Source organism: Streptococcus sp. 27098_8_113, from assembly GCF_041432545.1.
In the GTDB taxonomy this organism is placed as follows: Bacteria; Bacillota; Bacilli; order Lactobacillales; family Streptococcaceae; genus Streptococcus.
Genome location: NZ_JAPVZU010000012.1, coordinates 1 through 21518 on the forward strand (window position 1 = coordinate 1; position 21518 = coordinate 21518).

Sequence of the window (21518 nt, forward strand, 5' to 3'; positions counted from 1 at the left end):
GATTCAGCAGCCTAATGTCATCGATCAGGATATATTTGCGGCAGCGCTTGAGAATGTCCGCAAGAAAAAGCCTAATTCTTTCTACGACGACATTTGTTTTCAAAGATTACCAGAGGAGCGGGCCATTCAGGTCTTACACATAGGAAGTTATGACAGTGAGCCAGCCTCTTTTGAGAAAATGGATGAGCTGGCAAGCAGCTTGGGACTGGAAAGATGCGACCAAGTTCACAGAGAGATTTACTTGAGCAACAAAAATAGGACACCAGAAGAAAAGTTGAAAACCATCTTAAGGTATTCCGTCAGATAGGAGGAATTTGTCATGCCAAGACCTACAACAAAAAACGATTTGCTAGTTGCTGCTACAGAAAATTTTGAAAAACTCAATCTGCTCATTTCGAACATGACAGCGGACGAGTTGGCGAGACCCTTTGATTTTTCAAAGGATGAGAAAAAGAAAGAAGCCCACTGGAAGCGTGATCGGAATCTGAGGGATGTCTTAATCCATCTTTATGAATGGCACCAACTGCTACTTAACTGGGTGCAGGCCAATCAAAGGGGAGAAGAGAAGCCTTTCCTACCAGCTCCCTACAATTGGAGAACTTATGGTGATATGAATGTCGCATTTTGGGAAAAGCACCAGCAGACCTCTCTTGAGGAGGCAAGTTCTTTACTGGCTAGTTCACATAAAGCTGTCCTGGACCTAGCCGCAACCTTAACCAATGAAGAATTGTTTTCCAAGGGAGTTTATAAATGGACGGGCGGAACGACCTTGGGTTCTTATTTTGTCAGCGCCACATCCAGCCACTATGATTGGGCTATGAAAAAGCTTAAAGCTCATCAAAAGAATTGTAAAAGGAATCCTATCTAATAAAGTTTTCTAGGACTTGAGACTGATTTTTAGCACTCTTGCAAAAAGAGTGCTAATTTTTTGGTTTTTTGTCTTGACATTCATTTTTAAGAGTGTATAATAGAATCATAACTTAGCACTCGATGTATTAGAGTGCTAAATATAAAAAATAAAATCTCGCCAGTGGCTGGAAATTTTCTAAAGAGAGGTGAGGTCCTTGGTAACAGAACGCCAAAATGAGATTTTAAATCTAATTATTGATATCTTTACCAAGACGCATGAGCCTGTCGGTTCTAAAGCCTTGCAAGAGTCTATCCAGTCCTCGAGTGCCACCATTCGAAATGATATGGCAGCCTTGGAAAAGGAAGGGCTACTAGAAAAGGCTCATACATCGAGTGGCCGCAAGCCCAGTGTCGCTGGTTTCCAGTATTTTGTCCGCCATTCCTTGACCTTTGATCAGCTGGCGGAAAATGAGCTCTACGAGGTTGTCAAAGCTTTCGACCAAGAGTTCTTCAAGCTGGAGGATATCCTGCAGCGGGCAGCGGACGTCTTGGCAGAGTTGAGTGATTGCACGGTTGTAGCTCTTGACGTCGAGCCTAGTCGGCAACGGCTGACGGCTTTTGATATCGTTGTTATTAGCCAGCACGCAGCCTTAGCTGTCTTTACTCTGGATGAGTCCAATACCCTGACCAGTCAGTTCATGATTCCTAGGAATTTTCTCCAGGATGACCTACTGCGCTTGAGGGATATGATTCAGGAGCGCTTTCTGGGACAGACGGTCTTAGATATTCACTACAAGATTCGGACGGAGATTCCGCAGATTATCCAGCGTTACTTTACGACGACGGACAATGTTCTCGATCTCTTCGAGCATATTTTTGCTCAGATGTTTTCGGAGAAAGTAGCTGTAGCTGGCAAAGTCCAGTTGCTACGTTTTGCGGATCTTGAGGCTTATCAGTTCTTTGATGATCGTCAGAAGGTGGCTTTTGAAATCCGTGATAGTCTAGCTGAAGATCAGATGCAAAATGTCCGAGTCGCAGCTAGTCAAGAGGACTGTCTGGCCAATCTAACCCTGATTTCCAGCAAATTCCTGATTCCCTATCGGGGCTTTGGTATGCTGGCGGTGGTCGGTCCAGTCAATCTGGATTACCAGAAGGTAGTCAGCCAACTCAATGTTGTCAATCGAGTCTTGACGATGAAACTCACAGATTTCTACCGATATCTGAGTAGCAATCATTATGAGGTGAGTTGAACATGAAATTACATAAATTCCTAAAAAGGAGGCGAAAAATGTCTGAGGAAATAAAAAACGAAGAAGTAAAAGAAGAGGAAGTGGTAGAAGCTACTGAAGAAAAGGTAGAAACCGCTGAAGAAGCTGATGAAACCACTCCTGAAAAATCAGAACTAGAACTTGCAAATGAGCGGGCAGAAGACTTTGAAAATAAATACCTTCGCGCTCATGCAGAAATGCAAAATATCCAACGTCGTGCCAATGAAGAACGTCAACTCTTGCAACGCTATCGTAGCCAAGATTTGGCAAAAGCGATTCTCCCTTCTTTGGACAACCTAGAGCGTGCCCTTGCCGTTGAAGGATTGACAGACGACGTCAAAAAAGGATTGGAGATGGTGCAAGAAAGCCTAATTCATGCTCTTAAAGAAGAAGGCATCGAAGAAATCGCAGCGGACGGAGCATTTGACCATAACTACCATATGGCTATCCAAACTCTCCCAGCAGACGATGAACATCCAGCTGATACCATTGCACAAGTCTTCCAAAAAGGCTACAAACTCCATGACCGCATCCTACGCCCAGCCATGGTGGTAGTCTATAACTAGGCTAGAAAACTTAAATAATCTTGTCCGAAATGACAATAAACTATGAAGAAAGATAAAAAAGTAGTTCAGCTTTGCAATAGTGAGCGAAGCGAACAAAAGACGATACTCTTCGCCGTGGCGCTATTTGCGCAAACTTTGAGACCTTAGGATCAAAGTTTAGTCAAAGAGATTGACGAAGTCAAGCTCTGACGGCGCCGCCACTTAAGAAGAGTATCAAAAAGAAAAAACAACAAGGAGAAAAATACATGTCTAAAATTATCGGTATTGACTTAGGAACAACAAACTCAGCAGTTGCAGTTCTTGAAGGAACTGAAAGTAAAATCATCGCAAATCCAGAAGGAAACCGCACAACTCCATCTGTAGTGTCATTCAAAAATGGTGAAATCATTGTTGGTGACGCTGCAAAACGTCAAGCAGTCACAAACCCAGATACAGTGATCTCTATCAAATCTAAGATGGGAACTTCTGAAAAAGTTTCTGCAAACGGTAAAGAATACACTCCACAAGAAATCTCGGCCATGATCCTTCAATACTTGAAAGGTTACGCTGAAGAATACCTTGGTGAAAAAGTAACCAAAGCAGTTATCACAGTTCCAGCTTACTTCAACGATGCTCAACGTCAAGCAACTAAAGACGCTGGTAAAATCGCTGGCCTTGAAGTAGAACGTATCGTCAACGAACCAACTGCAGCGGCTCTTGCTTACGGTTTGGACAAGACTGACAAAGAAGAAAAAATCTTGGTATTCGACCTTGGTGGTGGTACATTCGACGTATCTATCCTTGAACTTGGCGACGGAGTCTTCGATGTATTGGCAACTGCAGGGGACAACAAACTCGGTGGTGACGACTTTGACCAAAAAATCATCGACTACTTGGTAGCAGAATTCAAGAAAGAAAACGGTATTGACTTGTCTACTGACAAGATGGCAATGCAACGTTTGAAGGATGCAGCTGAAAAAGCTAAGAAAGACCTTTCAGGTGTAACTTCAACTCAAATCAGCTTGCCGTTCATCACTGCTGGTGAGGCTGGACCTCTTCACTTGGAAATGACTTTGACTCGTGCTAAATTCGACGATTTGACTCGTGACCTTGTAGAACGTACAAAAGTTCCAGTTCGTCAAGCCCTTTCAGATGCAGGTTTGAGCTTGTCAGATATCGACGAAGTGATCCTTGTCGGTGGTTCAACTCGTATCCCAGCCGTTGTTGAAGCTGTTAAAGCTGAAACTGGTAAAGAACCAAACAAATCAGTCAACCCTGATGAAGTAGTTGCTATGGGTGCTGCCATCCAAGGTGGTGTGATTACTGGTGATGTTAAAGACGTTGTCCTTCTTGACGTAACGCCATTGTCGCTTGGTATCGAAACAATGGGTGGTGTCTTCACAAAACTTATCGATCGCAACACTACTATTCCAACATCTAAATCACAAGTCTTCTCAACTGCGGCAGACAACCAACCAGCTGTTGATATCCACGTTCTTCAAGGTGAACGCCCAATGGCAGCAGATAACAAGACTCTTGGACGCTTCCAATTGACTGATATCCCAGCTGCACCTCGTGGTATCCCACAAATCGAAGTAACCTTTGACATCGATAAGAACGGTATCGTATCTGTTAAGGCCAAAGACCTTGGAACTCAAAAAGAGCAAACAATCGTTATCCAATCAAATTCTGGCTTGACTGACGAAGAAATCGACCGCATGATGAAAGATGCAGAAGCAAACGCTGAAGCAGATAAGAAACGTAAAGAAGAAGTTGACCTTCGTAACGAAGTTGACCAAGCTATCTTTGCGACTGAAAAGACCATTAAGGAAACTGAAGGCAAAGGCTTCGACGCAGAACGCGACGCTGCTCAAGCTGCCCTTGATGAACTTAAGAAAGCCCAAGAAGACAACAACTTGGACGACATGAAAGCAAAACTCGAAGCTCTTAACGAAAAAGCGCAAGCATTGGCAGTGAAACTCTACGAACAAGCCGCAGCAGCTCAACAAGCCCAAGCCCAAGCAGGAGCAGAAGGCGCACAAGCAACAGGAAATGCAGGCGATGACGTCGTAGACGGAGAGTTTACGGAGAAATAAAATAGTCCAGTGGACTATTTTATCCCGAGCTTTAAAATCAGAAGAGCGAGGGCGTTAAGAATGACGAATCACTAAAGTGATTGTCATTCTACGGCAATCGCTATGGCGACTTGCCTAAACGCCTTACTAGTTCAAAAACAAAGTATAATCGACTTTGTTTTTGAACGTCGTAATGATAGGAAGAAATCCAGAGGTTGCAACCCAGCCTCTGTTTTTCGGTAAAAAGAGTTGGAACGTAAATTTTTGGTTTTTCTTTAAACTAAGTTAGAAGGGAACTGAACCCGACCTAAATCGAGGTTTCGTTCCGCAATATTAACAGAAAGGAACAAGGGTGTTCGTAATTGAACCCGAGCGGAAAGCTTGGAAATTAGATAAACCTCCTAAGAAATCAGGATTTCTTGTCGGTTTCCTAAATTTCAGTCGCTTTCTGTTCGCTCTTGGTATCTTAAATGAACAATACTGAATTTTATGATCGTTTAGGTGTCTCTAAGAATGCTTCTCAGGATGAGATTAAGAGAGCCTATCGGAAATTATCTAAAAAATATCACCCAGATATCAATAAAGAGCCTGGGGCGGAAGATAAATATAAGGAAGTCCAGGAGGCTTATGAAACGCTGAGCGATGAGCAAAAGCGGGCGGCCTATGATCAATACGGCGCAGCGGGTGCCAATGGTGGCTTTGGCGGCGGTGCAGGCGGTTTCGGAGGCTTTGATGGATCTGGTTTTGGTGGCTTCGAAGATATCTTTTCTAGCTTCTTTGGCGGTGGTGCGACTCGTAATCCAAACGCTCCGCGGCAAGGAGACGATCTCCAGTATCGGGTAAATCTCCGCTTTGAAGAGGCTATTTTCGGTACAGAAAAAGAAGTGAAATACAATCGTGAGGCTAGCTGTCGGACTTGTCATGGTTCAGGTGCCAAGCCAGGAACTAGCCCAGTAACTTGTGGCCGCTGTCACGGCTCTGGTGTTATTAACGTCGATACTCAGACACCGCTGGGCATGATGCGTCGACAAGTGACTTGTGATGTCTGTCACGGTCGCGGACAAGAAATCAAAAGTCCATGTGAAACCTGCCATGGAACAGGACACGAAAAGCAAGCGCATAGCGTTCATGTAAAAATCCCCGCTGGTGTGGAAACAGGTCAACGAGTTCGCTTGGCGGGTCAAGGTGAGGCAGGCTTTAATGGCGGTCCTTACGGAGACTTGTATGTAGTGGTGAACGTTGAGCCAAGCGATAAATTTGAACGTGACGGTTCTACCATTTACTACAAGCTCAACCTCAACTTTGTACAAGCAGCTCTGGGCGACAGTGTGGAAATCCCAACTGTGCATGGAAATGTTGAATTGACAATCCCAGAAGGAACCCAGACGGGCAAGCGTTTCCGTCTGCGTGGTAAGGGAGCACCAAATCTGCGCGATGGAAGTGTAGGTGACCAATATGTCACTGTCAATGTCGTAACGCCAACAGGCCTCAATGACCGTCAAAAGGCGGCTCTTAAGGATTTTGCAGCGGCTGGAGACATCACAGTGAGCCCTAAGAAGAAAGGCTTCTTTGATAAGATGAAAGATGTCTTTGAAGGGGAATAAAGAAGGATAGGCTAGGGCAAAAGTCCTAGCCTATCAATTGTCTTTGGAATGTCGAGCAAGACGCAGTGGTTGAGTGGGCTCTACTACGCTGATTTTATCAGCTTTTACAGCCCTACTCAACTGTGCGGAGGTGGGACGACGAAATCGAATTCTAACGAATTACCGATTTCTGTCCCACTCTCTTTTTTTGTACTATTTTTAGAGATTTAATCTCTATTTATAGGACAAGATAGAATGAATTGACAAGGCAAGCTCGTGCAAGGTAGAATGATTTTAAGTGAATCTTTCTTTTTTTATGCAAAAATGTAAGCGATTACCTTTTGAAAGGAGCGACTAGGGAGGAGGCAGCAAGTGCACGAAAAAAGAAAAGAAGAGAAGGAGTTAAGGTAAAAATGCAATTTGATAAGAAACAAAGATTTAGTATCCGTAAGTTGAGTTTAGGCGTTTGCTCTGTTTTGGTCGGAATAGCGCTGTTTGGGGCTGGTCATGCGTTAGCAGATGAAAACAGTTCAGCAGCCTCACAAGCTACTACTAGCGTCCTTGCCAAGGAGGAGGCTCAGACGGAAGCAGCAGCTGAAGAGACGAAAGTCAGTGAAGCACCTGTCGAGGCTGTCCAAGGTCTGGCGACAGAAGCTGAAAAGCAAGCTCTTGCTTCTGAGGCTCCAGTAGCTGAGAGCAAGGAAGTAACGGCTGGTAAGGAAAAAGAAGTCAAGGAAGAAGCGCCTGCCAGCAAAGAGACAAAAGTCGTAGAGGACTTACCAAGCCAAGAAGATAAAAAGCTCAAACCGAAAGAAATCAAGTTTGATACTTGGCAAGAACTGCTTGACTGGAAGCCGGGAGCTCGTGAAGATGACGAAATCAACCGGGCTAGCGTGCCTCTGGCTGAGCGTTATCAGGGGCACCAAATCAACCAGCAAGCCAATCCAGAGGCGAAAGTACAGGCTCTGTCCAATATGAACTCTAAAGCCAAGGATCATGCTTCCATTGGGGGCGAGGAATTCAAGGCCTATGCTTTCGATTACTGGCAATATCTACATTCCATAGTGTACTGGGATGGTTTAGTTCCGACGCCAGATGTTATTGATGCGGCTCATAGAAATGGTGTACCAATCTACGGAACCCTCTTCTTCAATTGGTCGTCAAGCGCTAAGGATCAAGAACGTTTTGCAGAAGCCTTAAAAGAAGATTCTGAAGGCTCAAAGACTTTTCCAATTGCTCGTAAATTAGTCGAATTGGCTAAATATTATGGCTATGATGGCTATTTTATTAACCAAGAAACGACAGGTAGCCAAGTAGAACCACTCGGTCCTAAAATGCGTGACTTCTTGCTCTATACCAAAGAGTACGCACGTTCTTTGAATTACCCCGTTAAATATTCTTGGTATGATGCCATGACCTATGAATATGGTCGTTACCATGAAAATGCCCTTGGCGAATATAATTATCAATTTATGCAGCCTAAAGATGGAGAAAATCCAGTGGATACCTTCTTTGCTAACTTTAACTGGGGCAAGGCAGAGACAGACTATTCCATCAGTACAGCAAAATGGATCAAACGGGATCCTTACGATGTTTTGGCGGGGATAGAGCTGCAAAAGGGTGGTTCTTACAAGACTAATGTGGACTGGGATGCGATTTTGGACGAAAATGGCAAACTTCGTCTGTCTTTAGGTTTGTATGCGCCTGATACGATCACTGGTCTAGGTAAGACAGGTGAGGGCTACCATACTCATGAAAACTACTTCTGGACAGGCTTTCAAGGCGATCCTAGCAAGGGTAAACCAGCAGACCAGTCTTGGTATGGGATGTCCAACTTGGTGGTTGATAAGACCGCTATCACCAAGCCTGATTTTAATACTTCCTTTAATACAGGACACGGAAAACGTTGGTTTGTAGATGGGAAAGTCTCAAAAGATGGCGAATGGAACTATCGTTCTGTGTCTGGATTCTTGCCGACTTGGCGCTGGTGGATTCGACATGCGGAAGGCAGTGCACCGCTCAAAGGACGCTATGACTTTGACGAAGCGTATAACGGAGGAAATTCACTGGCTTTTGAGGGCGATTTGGCTGCCAATAGCAACCAGAATGTCATGCTCTACTCGACCAAGATTCCAGTTAGTGACAAGACCAAGCTGACCCTGACCCATAAGGGTGGCCAAGGAACAAGCACTTGGGTGGCTCTTGCGACGAAGCCAGACTATTCTGAGTACGAGTGGAAAGAACTCAGTCCGAGCAAGGACTGGAAGACAGAGACCTTTGACTTATCTTCATTAGCAGGTAAAACCATTTATGGCGTGAAAATGTACTTCGACCCTGACCAGGATGTCAAGGACTATAAGTTTAACCTAGGTCAATTGTCCATCTATGCCAATCAAGAGAAGCCAGCTGCACCAAAAGATGTGGTGGTCAAGGCTAAGCGTCTTCAAAATGCGCAGGAAGCAGAAGCTTTACTACAGTTTAAAGGCAGTGCAGATGCGGATTACTACGAAATCTATGAAAAAGACGGCGACCAATGGCGTCTAGTGACAGGAACCTCTAGCACATCCGCTTATTTGGCTAAGGTGAGTCGTTCAGCTAGTGCTAAGGGCAGCAAGCAAGAGTTGAAAGTCGTTGCAGTAGGAAAGAATGGTTTGCGTTCAGAGGCTGGGACAGTTGACTTTGACTGGGGTATGCAGGTTTCTGATACAAGCTTGCCAAAACCTTTGGCAGAAAATGTGGTGTTGGGTGCAAAAGTAATTGGTACAACTTTCTCTGATGCGGATGGTAGCGAAGGCGTCGAAGGAATGCTGAATGGCACCATTACCAGTCTGTCAGACAAGTGGTCTTCTGCCCAACTCAGTGGTACGGTAGATATTCGTTTGACTCAGCCTCGGACAGTGACTCGCTGGGTTATGGAGCATGCTGGAGCAGGCGGAGAGTCTGTTGACGACGGCAAGATGAATACACGCGACTTTGACCTGTATTATAAGGATGAGGCGGGCGAATGGAAATTAGCCAAGGCCGTTCGTGGCAATAAAGACCATGTGTCAGATATCGTCTTGGATAAGCCAATTCGAGCACAAGACTGGCGTTTGGATGTCATTACAGCCGACAATGGAACTCCATGGCGGGCAATCCGAATCTACAACTGGAAGATGTATGAAAGCTTGGATACGGAAACAGCTAACGTGCCGATGAAAGATGCTGCTGCGCGGGTTCTTGGAAATGGACATGTCCAAGTAGGCTTCAAAGATGTGCCAGCTAAGACGACGGTATCCCTCTATGACAGCAGCGATGCGACAAAACCGATTGCAACTATGACGGCGGATAAAGACGGCAATCTCATCTTCAAACCACTTGCTTTTGCTAAACTCCCTAGCCTCTTGTATTACCGCTCACAAGTAGCTGGTAAAGATATTAGTAATGTACTAGCTATTGAAGTGCCTAAAGAAGACAAGGAAATTTCGAAGGTTGAGCTGGAAACAGCACCAGAAAGAAAAGTCTATCGTCAAGGAGATGCTCTGTCTCTGAAAGGCGGTACAATTCGTGTCAGCTTTAAGGACGGCCAGCCAGATCAATTGGTTCAGCTTTCAAACAGTGGGGTGGAAGTGACGGGCTATGATCCATCTAAGCTAGGAGAGCAGCATTTGCAACTGTCCTATCTGGGACAAAAACTGGATCAAGTGCTGACGGTCTTTGTTGTTAGTCATAGCGAAGCAGGCGAAAAGACTCCTGTAGGCCTAGAAGTGATCGAAAAACCTAAAACAGAATATATCGTGGGAGAAAGCCTTGAGACTACAGGAGGACGTTTCCGTCTGGTCTTTGATGATGAAACGACCGAAGAGCATAGTTTTGATGAAGCCGATGTCCAAGTCTCAGGCTATGATAGTCACAAAGAAGGCCGTCAAACTATTTCGGTCAACTATCGTGGTGTGACGACAACGTACGATGTGTTTGTATCATCAAAACCAGCCTTGAACGATGAATATCTGAAGCAAAAACTAGCAGAAACAGCGGCTGTTCAAAATAAGATCGACTTTAGCTTTGCGACTCCAGAAGTCAAAGAAGCCTTGCTCAAGGAAATTGCATCTGCTGAGCAGATTCTAAAAGATCACGATACAAGCACACAAGACCAAGTCGATGAAAGTCTAGCAAAACTGACTCAGGCATTTAAGGCTCTGGACGGACGCAAGAATTTTGCGGACAAGACGGCTGAATTGGATACTTTGAGCAAAGAAGCGCAAGCCTTGCTGGAGCAAAAACCAAACCATCCATCAGGCGATGCCCTCCTCAGCCTGTTGAGCAAGAATAAAGACTTGTTGGCTTCAGCTGAAGTGACACCAGCCTCACTTGAAACTGCTAAAGCCTCTCTGCAAGCTCTTATTACCCAGCTTCAGGAAGATAAGCCAGCTGTATTTGTAGATGAATCTACGGGTGTGGAAGTTCAATTCTCAAACAAGGAGCCAACTCCGATCAAGGGCTTGAAAGTAGCAGTTGTTGAGCTAAATGCTGCCGAAAAAGAAGCCTTGGGTAGCAGACTTGGTAAGGTTTATGATGTGGCAGGAGTGGATAAAGCCGGGCACGACGTTGCTACTCAATACACTAGTCTGGTTAAAATCCCTGTAGAAGCTGGCAAGGAAGTCGAGCAAGTTCTTTCCTTCGTAGACAATCAGCCAGGCCAGCCTCTTGACTTTGAGCGTGTCGGTGATACAATTGTCTTCACAGCGTCTCACCTTGCTCACTATGCTGTGATTTACAAGGCTGAAAAGAGTGATTTGCCAGGACAAGATAATCCAGCAGAAACTCCAAAACCAAGTCAACCACAGGGACCAGAAACTACTCAGCCAGCAGGGGAAAATAAACCAGCAACTGAAGGACAAAAACCAGAGCTAGGTCAGACAAAACCAAGTGATGAAGTCGAAAAACCAGAGCTAGGTCAAATAAAACCAAGTGCTGAAGCTGAAAAATCTGAAAGAGGTCAGAAAGTGCAAGAACCACTGGCACATTCTAAGGAATCAGGCTTGGCAACAGCTTCACCAGAGCAGGCAGAGGCTCCTAAGGCGCCTCAACTGCCGAAGACAGGTACATCTACTAGCCTTTTGGCTTCTGTATCAGGACTTTTAGCCCTTGTTGCTAGCTGGCTTCTATTCACACGAAAAAAAGAAGACCGATAATTTAGCGCTTTTGTCCAGTTTAGAAAAGTAAGCTAGACAAATCGTTAATCTAAATGTTCTTGCCCTGAAAGGAAGCTAGAATTTCCTCTTGGCAGCGGTGGCAGGACAATTTAATCAAAAACTTGGAGAAGACTATTTAGTCTTCTCTTTTTTGATTTTGGTGGCTTATCTAGTTTGCCTCAGGCTTTCAAACGAGATGAATAGAGCAAAATGGCTCGATTGTTTTGCCCCCAGCTTTAGTGATAAATCACCTTATAAAAATATGGCTCTAGATTTAATCTATTTGTCATTTAACTATAGAATCTTGTGGAGACAATATTGATGAAAGGCAGGGGATACACTATAATAGAAGAAAAAGAAATCGCTTACATAATAAAGTGGAACATTTTAAAAGGAGATTTTATGATGATCTTTAATAGAAAGCAACGTTTTTCTATTCGGAAACTTTCAATCGGGGCAGCATCTGTCCTGGTCGGCTTTTGTTTGGCAGGACAAGTCGTTTCAGCTGACGAGGTACAAACAGCGCCTACAAGTCTTGTAGCTACGACAGGACCGGCTGTAGCCAGTGCAGGAGAAGGGGTGCAGGAAGTTGTTCCTGTGGAAGCCCAGGCTAGCAGTGAGACCTTGCCAGAAGCAGTTGCTAAAAATAGTGAGGAAGTTAAGCCTCAAGCTGTGCCAGCAGAAAAACCAGTAATAGAGGAGCCAAAACTAGATACAGTCGCTGAAAAATCAGTGACTGCAACAGAAAGTGCTTCTACGAATTCTGATGAGTCTAAGGTAACCCTGCCTAGTGAAACTCCTAAAACGGAGAAAGCTAGTCAGGTCGATGAAAAGCTGGCTATGCGGAAAATGGTTTCGATTGATGCAGGCCGTAAGTATTTTAGCCCTGAGCAGCTGAAGGAAATCGTAGACAAGGCGAAACGCTTTGGCTTCACGGACATGCATTTGCTGGTGGGGAATGATGGCCTACGCTTCCAATTGGATGATATGTCCTTGACTGTTGGTGATAAGACTTATGCCAGTGAGGATGTCAAGAAAGCCATTGAAAAAGGAACCAATGCTTATTACAATGATCCAAATGGCAATCACTTGACGCAAGCTCAAATGACGGACTTGATTGACTATGCTAAAAAGCAAGGTATCGGTCTCGTTCCGACCATCAATAGCCCTGGCCACATGGATGCTATCTTGCATGCTATGAAGGAGTTGGGAATTCAAAATCCAAACTTTAACTACTTTGGTAAGGAATCTGCACGGACAGTTGATCTAAACAATCAGACAGCTGTTGATTTTACCAAGGCTTTGATTGACAAATATGCAGGCTATTTTGCAGGGAAGACGGACATTTTCAATATTGGTTTGGACGAGTATGCCAATGATGCGACCAATGCGAAGGGATGGCAGGTTCTACAAGCAGACAGGTACTATCCAGGAGAAGGTTATCCAGAAAAGGGCTATGAAAAATTCATCGCTTATGCCAATGACCTAGCTAAAATTGTTAAGAGTCATGGCTTGAAGCCAATGGCCTTTAATGATGGTATTTACTATAATTCTGACCAAACTTTTGGTGAGTTCGACAAGGATATTATTGTTTCTTACTGGACTGGTGGCTGGGGCGGTTATGATGTAGCTTCTTCTAAACTTTTGTCTGAAAAAGGCCATCAAATCTTGAATACCAATGATGCTTGGTATTATGTCTTGGGACGCAATGCAGATGGCCAAGGCTGGTACAATTTGGATCAAGGCTTGAAGGGAATTGCCTCCACTCCAATTACCAGCGTTCCTAAATCAGAAGGGGCAGATATTCCGATTATGGGAGGCATGGTAGCTGCTTGGGCTGATGAGCCTTCTGCTCGTTTTTCTGCATCTCGACTCTATAAATTGATGCGTCGCTTTGCTGATCGTAATGCAGAATATTTTGCAGCTAATTACCAAGATGCAGCTGCAGAGTTAGAAGCTATTCCAAGTGACTTGGCAGCTAAATATACAGAGGAAAGTATTGCTCGACTCAAGGAAGCTGAAAAAGCAGTTAGAGCCTTGGATGAAAACCTGAGCCGCGCGCAACAAGGCACCATCAATCAGGCTGTTGCTGAGTTAAAAGCAGCCCGTGAAAATCTAAAACCAACAGAAGCTTACCAAAAGATTTTGGACAAGCAAGCAGAACGTGAAAAAGTAGCCAAGAACAAGGTTATTTCCATTGATGCAGGCCGTAAGTACTTCTCGCTAGATCAGCTCAAGAGAATTGTCGACAAGGCTAGTGAGTTGGGCTACTCTGATGTGCACTTGCTGGTCGGAAATGACGGTATGCGCTTCATGCTGGATGATATGACCATTAAAGCCAATGGGAAGACTTACCAGAGTGACCAAGTCAAGGAAGCTATCACTGAGGGTACTAAATCCTACTACGATGATCCAAATGGCAATGCTCTGAGCCAGAAAGAAATGGATGAGTTGATCAGCTATGCCAAACAAAAGGGCATCGGGGTGATTCCAGCACTCAATAGTCCTGGTCACATGGACGCTCTTCTGGTGGCTATGGAAAAATTAGGCATTCAGAATCCGCAGGCTTATTTTGACAATCTTTCTAAGACCACTATGGACTTGGAAAATGAAGAGGCAAAAGCCTTCACCAAAGCCTTGATTGGCAAGTACATGGATTACTTTGCAGGAAAATCAAAGATTTTCAACTATGGTACAGATGAGTATGCCAACGATGCGACCAATGCTCAGGGTTGGTATTATCTGAAATACTACAACCTCTATGGCAAGTTTGCAGAATATGCCAACACGCTTGCTGCTATGGCTAAAGAGCGAGGCCTTCAACCAATGGCTTTCAACGATGGCTTCTACTACGAAGACAAGGATGATGTTGAGTTTGACAAGGATGTCTTGATTTCTTACTGGTCTAAGGGATGGTGGGGTTACAACCTTGCCTCACCTCAGTATCTAGCAAGCAAGGGCTATAAATTCCTCAATACCAATGGGGACTGGTACTATATCTTAGGGCAAAAACCGGAAGATGGTGGTGGTTTCTTACAGAAAGCACTTGAAAATACTGAAAAGACACCATTTAACCAACTAGCCTCTACCAAGTATCCAGAAGTCTCTCTCCCAACAGTCGGCAGCATGCTTGCTATCTGGGCAGATAGACCACAGGCTGAGTACAAGGAAGAAGAGATTTTCAAATTGATGACAGCATTTGCTGATCACAATAAAGACTACTTCAAGGCCAACTATGAGTCTGTCCGAGATGAATTGGCCAAGGTTCCTAGCGATTTTAGCATCTATACGCCAGAGTCTGTTGCTAGTCTGAAGGCTGCCCAAGCTGATATCGACTGGGAATTGAATCGGAATAAACAGGCTGAGGTAGATAAACTGGTCGCTAAACTTCGAGCTGCGCGTGAAAATCTGAAGCCACTTAGCCACAATGGCAGCACAGCTCAGGATGAGAAAGCTGCTTTAGTTGAGGATAAGCCATATCTGGATATCCAAACAGAAGAGCTTGCTTTTGAGACAAAAGAAATATTGAATCCAGAGCTTGAAAAAGGCCAACGAAAAGTTGTTCAAACAGGAAGCAAGGGCGAAAAAATGAATCTAGTGGAAGTATCTGCGCTAGATGGCAGCCGAAAGGTTGTTGAGTCTTCCGTTTCTAAAGCACCAGTGGATGAGCTAGTAGAAGTGGGCACTAAAGAAACGAAACCTAGTCTTGGTCAAATCGAAGTGCCGATTGTTCAGCCTGCTCCATCAGTGACTCCTCTTGTCAAAGATAAGCCAGCTGAGCGCCCAGTAACCCCAGTAACCCCAGCAACTCCAACTACTTCAGCGCCTTCAGCAGAGCAGAAAGTAGCTGAGACAAAGGTTGCTAAATCTTCAGAGTCTTCTGTTTCTAAAGCCGCTAAACTTCCTCAAACTGGAACATCATCAGATTGGGCGATGACTTTACTAGGCACTGTCCTGGCCTTCCTAGGCTTAGCTGGAAGCAAGAAAAAGGAGCAATAATCCTTCTGACGGATTATCTATGATCTACCATTCGGGCTTGGCGTGTTAATAGCTGAGCCCGATTGTACTTGATTTGACAAGTAGGATTTTCCTATACCAGTGTAGGGAAATGCGATAAGGATTCTGAAAGGAGCAAAAATGACAGAACTTCAAGATTTTATCGAGCAAGTTTTCAAGGAGCAATATGAGGCTTCTTTTGGGTCAGCTAGGCTTGAAGAACTGGAGCCCAAGGATTATTATCTGACACGGGAAGAGGAAGGGCGCTTAATCGCCTTGCTCCATGCTCAGCAGGTGTTGGAAAACATCCATATCAAGACCTTAGTGGTAGATAAGGGACACCAGAAAAAGGGCTTGGGAGCTAGTCTGCTGGCAGAATTAGAAGAAAAGGCTGAGAAAGCGGGAGTCAGCAGCATCACCTTGTCCACCAAATCTTATCAGGCCAGGGATTTTTACATCAAGCAAGGCTATGAAATCTATGCCAGTCTGGAAGATGTGCCCCAAAAAGGTGTGACCAAATATCATTTTATCAAGTGGTTAAAGTGAGCTATTCTAAGATGAATGGAAGTCAATGGCAATCACCATTAAAGTTTACAAAAAATAAGCTTTGCTAGTCTAGCAAAGCTTATTTTTTAGTTGTCTTCGTCTGGTGTAAGCACCATCGGAATGATAATCGGTTCGCGCTCGGTGCTTTCGTAGAGGAAAGGACGCAAGGCGTTGACGATAGCGCCGCTGACAGATTGGACGCTGGCGTCTTTATTCTTGAGTGCAATGCGAATAGCATTGAAGAGGATACGCTGGCTTTGGCGGATGAGATCACCTGATTCGCGCATGTAGATAAAGCCACGGCTGAGAATATCTGGACCGGCTAAAATCATCTTGGACTCAAAATCAACTGTTGCGACAGCAAGAACCACACCGTCCTCTGACAGGTCTTTACGGTCGCGCAGGACTGCAGCTCCGATTTCACCAATGCGGTTCCCATCAACATAAATATCTTGAGCGTTGAAGCTACCAGCAATACGAGCTGAGTCAGCTGTCAGAGCCAGCACGTCACCATTGCTCATGATGAAGATATTGTCTTTTGGTACTCCGGTATCAACGGCTAGACCTGCATGGACTTTCTGCATGCGGTATTCACCATGGACTGGCATAAAATATTTAGGTTTGATCAAGCGAAGCATGAGTTTCTGCTCTTGCTGGCCACCGTGTCCAGAGGTGTGGATGTTGTTAATCTTACCGTGAATCACTTCGACGCCAGCCTCGGAAATGATGTTAATCAGCTTGTTCACGCTGGTCGTATTTCCAGGGATTGGGCTGGATGAGAAGATGACCGTATCTCCCGGCTGCAGCTGAACCTGACGGTGGGTACCATTAGCAATCCGTGACAGTGCTGCCATGGGCTCACCCTGACTTCCGGTACACATAATCAGCACTTCGCCAGCTGGATAGTCCTTGAGTTCATTTGGCTCGATGAAGGTATCTTTAGGAACCTTGATATAGCCCAGCTCAATCCCGTTGACAATGGCCTTTTCCATGGAGCGGCCAAAGACCGCAATCTTACGCCCTGTCTTGACAGCAGCTTCAGCAGCTTGCTGGAGGCGGAAGATGTTTGAAGCAAATGAAGCGAAAATAATCCGTCCATGAATGCCTTCGATAATCTTCATGATAGACTGTCCAACCACTTTTTCGGAATTGGTAAAGGTCGGAACTTCAGCATTGGTCGAGTCGGACAGGAGGCAGAGGACGCCTTCCTCGCCCAGAGCGGCCATGCGGTGCAAGTCTGCTGGTTCGCCGACTGGTGTAAAGTCAAACTTGAAGTCACCGGTACAGACAATCTTACCTTGCGGCGTATGGATGACAATCCCCAAAGGTTCTGGAATCGAGTGGGTTGTGCGGAAGAAGGTCGCCTTCAGATTTTTAAAGGTCAACTCTGTATTTTGATTGATTTCATAGAGCTTGGCATCACGCAAAAGTCCATGCTCTTCTAGCTTGCCCCGAATGAGAGCCAGAGCCAAAGGGCCAGCATAGATGGGAACATTGGCTTGCTTGAGCAGGAAAGGAATGCCACCGATGTGGTCCTCGTGCCCGTGGGTGATGAGGACAGCTTTCACGCGGTCGATATTTTCTACGATATAAGAGTAGTCGGGGATAACATAGTCGATACCCAAGAGGTCGTCTTCAGGGAATTTAATCCCAGCATCAACAATGATAATCTCATCTTGATACTCAATTCCGTAGGTGTTTTTACCGATTTCGCCCAGACCGCCGATGGCGAAAACACCAACTTCTTCTTTCTTTAAGTTATATGCCATAGGTTACAACTCCGTCAATTCGAAGGCGCCTGACTCTTTTTCGTATTCAAGGTGTTTGTCAGACAAGAGCTCGATAAATTCGATATTGTAAGGAGTCTTTTCTTCGACCAATTTGCGGGCTTTGATACGACCTTCTAATTCATTGGATGCTTCTACATCTAAATAGAGGGCACGTGTTTGTTCACGGCGTGGACTGCGTTCTTTTGTTTCTTGATAAAAAACTTTGTAAATCATTTTATTTCCTTCCATTTTTCACGATCAAGCTATAGAAAACGACAGCTAATCAGCTGTTTTCTTTTATTCAGTTTTATGAGTAGTAGATTGACCTTGATTCGATATAATTCTACCCAATTATATCATAAAACCAGCTTTTAGTAAAAGACATAGCCGAGAAAATCTTGTGGAGATTTTCAGAAAAGCTTTTGAGGACAATCTGGGTCATCAAATGACTGCCTCTCTCTATCCTTGTCGCTGCTTTTGTAGTATAATAAGAAGCAAACACTCGAGTAAGGAAGAAAATGATGAACATTTTAGCGATGGATACGTCAAATAAGGCTCTATCTCTAGCGATTTTAGAGAATGAGGAGCTCTTGGGGCAGGTGACGCTCAATATCAAGAAAAATCATAGCATCACCCTTATGCCGGCTATCGATTTTCTGATGAATAGTCTGGATATGAAGCCGACGGATTTGGATCGTATCGCGGTGGCGCAGGGACCGGGCAGCTACACAGGTCTGAGAATTGCGGTGGCGACAGCCAAGACTCTGGCTCATACCCTCAAGATTGAGCTGGTCGGTGTGTCTAGTCTGCTGGCTTTAGTCCCAGAGCAGGCGGAAGGTTTGGTTATTCCCATCGTGGATGCCCGCCGCAATAATGTCTATGCTGGTTTTTACCAGTCTGGTCAGGCTGTACGGCCTGAGGCTCATCTGCCTTTGGCAGAGGTTTTGGAAATGGCTGGCGCTGCTAATCAGCCAGTTACTTTTGTCGGAGAGATAGCAGTTTTTGTGGAGCAGATTGAAGCGGCTCTTCCTCAGGCTGCCATTCGGTCAACGTTGCCAGATGCCGCAGCTGTTGGTCGTCTCAGTTTAGACCTGCCAGCCCAGTCTATTCATGACTTTGTTCCTAACTATCTCAAGCGTGTAGAAGCCGAGGAAAATTGGCTCAAGACCCATCAGGAATCCAGCGATTCTTACATTCAGCGCTTATGATTGAAATGAGAAAATGGAGCGCTGACTCGGATGCGGACGCGGTACCTCTCGCAAAAGAGCTGGAACAGCTCTTACTTGCAGTCTATGAGGTCAGTCCTTGGACTGCAGGCCAAGTAGAAGAAGTTCTGCGCTCGAATGTGAATAGCTGTGCGCTAGCAGAAGATGGGAGTCAGCTTGTTGGTTTTTTAGTCTGGCAGGAGACCGATTTTGAAGCAGAAGTTCTGCAGATTGCTGTATTGCCTAGCTATCAGGGGCAGAAAATCGCAACAGCCTTGTTTGACTTTTTGCCAGCTGACAAAGAAATTTTCCTCGAAGTGAGGGAGTCAAACAAGCCAGCTCTGCTATTTTACAAAAAAGAAAAATTTGAAGAAATCGCGCGGCGGAAGGCCTACTACCATGCTCCGGTGGAAGATGCGATTGTTATGAAAAGAGAGATCCATGAAAGATAGATATATTTTAGCTTTTGAGACGTCTTGTGACGAGACCAGTGTGGCGGTTCTGAAGAATGAAACCGAGCTTTTGAGCAATGTCATTGCCAGCCAGATTGAGAGCCACAAGCGTTTTGGCGGAGTGGTACCAGAAGTGGCCAGTCGTCACCATGTGGAGGTCATTACGGTGTGCATTGAGGAGGCCTTGGTAGAAGCAGGGATTAGCGAGGAGCAAGTCACAGCGGTGGCCGTCACCTACGGTCCTGGTCTGGTTGGGGCGCTTTTGGTCGGCTTGGCAGCGGCCAAGTCCTTTGCCTGGGCTCATGATATTCCCTTGATTCCGGTCAATCATATGGCTGGGCACCTGATGGCTGCCCAGAGTGTGGAGCCCTTGGAGTTTCCCTTGCTGGCTCTCTTGGTCAGCGGCGGCCATACTGAACTGGTCTATGTCAGTCAGGCTGGTGACTATAAGATTGTGGGGGAGACCCGCGATGATGCGGTCGGTGAAGCCTATGATAAGGTCGGTCGCGTCATGGGGCTGACCTATCCAGCAGGCCGTGAAATCGATCAGCTGGCTCATGAGGGGCAGGACATTTATAATTTTCCGCGAGCTATGATCAAGGAGGACAATCTGGAATTTTCTTTTTCCGGTCTCAAGTCGGCCTTTATCAACCTGCACCACAATGCCCAGCAAAAGGGAGAAGACTTGTCTAATCAAGACCTGTCAGCAAGCTTTCAGGCGGCGGTCATGGATATTCTCATGGCCAAGACTAAGAAAGCGCTGGAAAAATATCCGGTCAAGGCTCTGGTCGTGGCGGGCGGTGTTGCGGCCAATCAAGGCCTGAGAGAACGCTTGGCAGCTGAGATTCAGGATGTCAAGGTGATTATTCCGCCACTTCGCCTCTGCGGTGATAATGCTGGTATGATTGCCTATGCCAGCGTCAGTGAGTGGAATAAGGAAAATTTTGCCAGTTTGGATCTGAATGCAAAGCCAAGTCTAGCTTTTGAAACGATGGAGTAAAGGAGAAGAATGCGCGGACAGACATTTAAACAAGGGGCACAAGCGGCAGTACCAACGGCTCTGGGCTATATTGGGATTGGTCTAGCTTGCGGCATCATGGCGGCACCTCATATGAATCCCTTGGAGATGGGGCTGATGAGTATTTTGGTTTATGCCGGCAGTGCCCAGTTTGCCATGATTGGCTTATTTGCCCAGCAGGCGCCAGTCTTGGCCATCGCACTGACTGTTTTTCTGATAAATATTCGGCATCTTTTGCTCTGTCTGCATGCATCGACTCTTTTTCGTAAGGCTAGCTTGATGCAGAATATTGTCATTGGCTCTTTTTTGACGGACGAATCTTATGGGGTCTTGATGGGAGAGCAGGTGCATACAGAAGAGATTGCGGCTAGCTGGATGATGGGTAACAATTTCATGAGTTATACTTCTTGGATTTTGGGTACTATTTTAGGAACTGCCCTCGGCGCCCTTCTGCCCAATCCTGAGAGCTTTGGCCTAGACTTTGCCCTAGTCGCCATGTTTATTGGTATTTTCTCCTCTCAGTTTACAATCATGCTGCGACGGGTCAATATAAAGAAGCTCTTTTTGGTCTTAGGTGTGGTGGGCCTTGCCTACTTGATCCTGACCATGCTGCTTCAAAATTCGCTGGCGGTGCTTTTTGCAACCTTGCTAGGCTGTACAGTGGGGGTGATTTTGGATGATAAGTAAGTATATTTTGTTGGCTATTCTTTTGTCAGCCCTAGTCACTTGGATTCCGCGGGTTTTACCCTTTATCCTAGTCAAGTACAAGGGGCTTCCGCCTATGGTAGAGCGTTTCCTCAAATATCTGCCAGTTTCTATTATCTTTGCCCTTATCTTATCCAGTGTTACTAATGCTAAAACAGGTCAGTTGCCGAGTTTTAAATGGCTGGATTTGCTGGCTGTTTTTCCGACGACTTATGTGGCTTTTAAGTATAATAACTTAATTGCAACTGTTGTATTTGGTGTAGTCTTGGTGGCCTTGCTGCGCTATTTGGCCGGATCTCTTGGGCTATAAAGAAGGAAAAAGACAGATTGAAT

17 protein-coding genes are annotated in these 21518 nt (G+C 45.3%); 15 read left to right on the forward strand and 2 right to left on the reverse strand.

Annotation, left to right across the window (positions count from 1 at the left end):
• From O3644_RS07440 to O3644_RS07485, 10 genes are all read left to right on the forward strand, one after another.
• Positions 1 to 307: GyrI-like domain-containing protein (locus O3644_RS07440; protein ID WP_371595392.1), on the forward strand; the 307-nt coding region annotated here is incomplete at its 5' end.
• A 12-nt stretch (positions 308 to 319) separates the two neighbouring features.
• A complete protein-coding gene (locus tag O3644_RS07445; RefSeq protein WP_048765400.1) occupies positions 320 to 868 on the forward strand; it encodes a ClbS/DfsB family four-helix bundle protein in 549 nt (182 codons plus the stop codon).
• Positions 869 to 1064: 196 nt separating this feature from the next.
• Positions 1065 to 2099 carry a heat-inducible transcriptional repressor HrcA gene (gene hrcA, locus O3644_RS07450; protein ID WP_061910670.1) on the forward strand — a complete coding sequence of 345 codons (1035 nt, stop codon included), beginning with the start codon at positions 1065 to 1067 and terminating at the stop codon, positions 2097 to 2099.
• A gap of 38 nt (positions 2100 to 2137) precedes the next feature.
• Positions 2138 to 2683 (forward strand): nucleotide exchange factor GrpE, encoded by a 546-nt coding sequence (grpE, locus tag O3644_RS07455; protein ID WP_288932546.1) that lies wholly within the window; start codon positions 2138 to 2140, stop codon positions 2681 to 2683.
• A gap of 245 nt (positions 2684 to 2928) precedes the next feature.
• The gene (gene dnaK / locus O3644_RS07460) at positions 2929 to 4758 is read left to right on the forward strand and encodes a molecular chaperone DnaK (RefSeq protein WP_371595393.1); all 1830 of its coding nucleotides are present in this window, start codon (positions 2929 to 2931) and stop codon (positions 4756 to 4758) included.
• A 449-nt stretch (positions 4759 to 5207) separates the two neighbouring features.
• Positions 5208 to 6341, forward strand: coding sequence for a molecular chaperone DnaJ (dnaJ, locus tag O3644_RS07465; RefSeq protein WP_045497925.1), 1134 nt, complete (start codon positions 5208 to 5210; stop codon positions 6339 to 6341).
• Positions 6342 to 6733: 392 nt separating this feature from the next.
• Positions 6734 to 11494, forward strand: coding sequence for a bacterial Ig-like domain-containing protein (locus O3644_RS07470; RefSeq protein WP_371595394.1), 4761 nt, complete (start codon positions 6734 to 6736; stop codon positions 11492 to 11494).
• A gap of 88 nt (positions 11495 to 11582) precedes the next feature.
• Positions 11583 to 11816 carry a hypothetical protein gene (locus O3644_RS07475; RefSeq protein ID WP_371595395.1) on the forward strand — a complete coding sequence of 78 codons (234 nt, stop codon included), beginning with the start codon at positions 11583 to 11585 and terminating at the stop codon, positions 11814 to 11816.
• 83 nt (positions 11817 to 11899) lie between these two features.
• A complete protein-coding gene (gene strH / locus O3644_RS07480) occupies positions 11900 to 15493 on the forward strand; it encodes an LPXTG-anchored beta-N-acetylhexosaminidase StrH (protein WP_371595408.1) in 3594 nt (1197 codons plus the stop codon).
• 138 nt (positions 15494 to 15631) lie between these two features.
• Positions 15632 to 16036: a GNAT family N-acetyltransferase gene (locus O3644_RS07485; protein ID WP_048765387.1), complete on the forward strand. Its 405-nt coding sequence runs from the start codon at positions 15632 to 15634 to the stop codon at positions 16034 to 16036.
• A gap of 86 nt (positions 16037 to 16122) precedes the next feature.
• Here O3644_RS07485 and rnjA read toward each other — a convergent pair whose 3' ends face one another.
• Entirely contained in the window at positions 16123 to 17805 is a 1683-nt protein-coding gene (gene rnjA / locus O3644_RS07490; RefSeq protein ID WP_048765385.1) for a ribonuclease J1, read from the reverse strand.
• 3 nt (positions 17806 to 17808) lie between these two features.
• On the reverse strand, positions 17809 to 18039 hold the full coding sequence (locus O3644_RS07495) for a DNA-dependent RNA polymerase subunit epsilon (protein ID WP_048765383.1): 231 nt from the start codon (positions 18037 to 18039) through the stop codon (positions 17809 to 17811).
• 287 nt (positions 18040 to 18326) lie between these two features.
• Between O3644_RS07495 and tsaB the strand changes: the two genes are divergently transcribed.
• The 5 genes from tsaB to O3644_RS07520 are packed head-to-tail and all read left to right on the forward strand — an operon-like array spanning position 18327 to position 21495.
• Positions 18327 to 19013: a tRNA (adenosine(37)-N6)-threonylcarbamoyltransferase complex dimerization subunit type 1 TsaB gene (gene tsaB, locus O3644_RS07500; protein ID WP_371595409.1), complete on the forward strand. Its 687-nt coding sequence runs from the start codon at positions 18327 to 18329 to the stop codon at positions 19011 to 19013.
• The gene (gene rimI / locus O3644_RS07505; RefSeq protein WP_048765379.1) at positions 19010 to 19462 is read left to right on the forward strand and encodes a ribosomal protein S18-alanine N-acetyltransferase; all 453 of its coding nucleotides are present in this window, start codon (positions 19010 to 19012) and stop codon (positions 19460 to 19462) included. Before tsaB ends, rimI begins: the two co-directional genes overlap by 4 nt.
• Positions 19452 to 20462, forward strand: a complete 1011-nt coding sequence (tsaD, locus tag O3644_RS07510) for a tRNA (adenosine(37)-N6)-threonylcarbamoyltransferase complex transferase subunit TsaD (protein WP_048765377.1) — start codon at positions 19452 to 19454, stop codon at positions 20460 to 20462. The genes rimI and tsaD overlap by 11 nt, the downstream gene beginning before the upstream one ends.
• Positions 20463 to 20471: 9 nt before the next feature.
• Positions 20472 to 21167 (forward strand): AzlC family ABC transporter permease, encoded by a 696-nt coding sequence (locus tag O3644_RS07515; RefSeq protein ID WP_371595396.1) that lies wholly within the window; start codon positions 20472 to 20474, stop codon positions 21165 to 21167.
• On the forward strand, positions 21157 to 21495 hold the full coding sequence (locus O3644_RS07520; protein ID WP_371595397.1) for an AzlD domain-containing protein: 339 nt from the start codon (positions 21157 to 21159) through the stop codon (positions 21493 to 21495). Before O3644_RS07515 ends, O3644_RS07520 begins: the two co-directional genes overlap by 11 nt.
• The last annotated feature ends 23 nt before the right edge of the window (positions 21496 to 21518 follow it).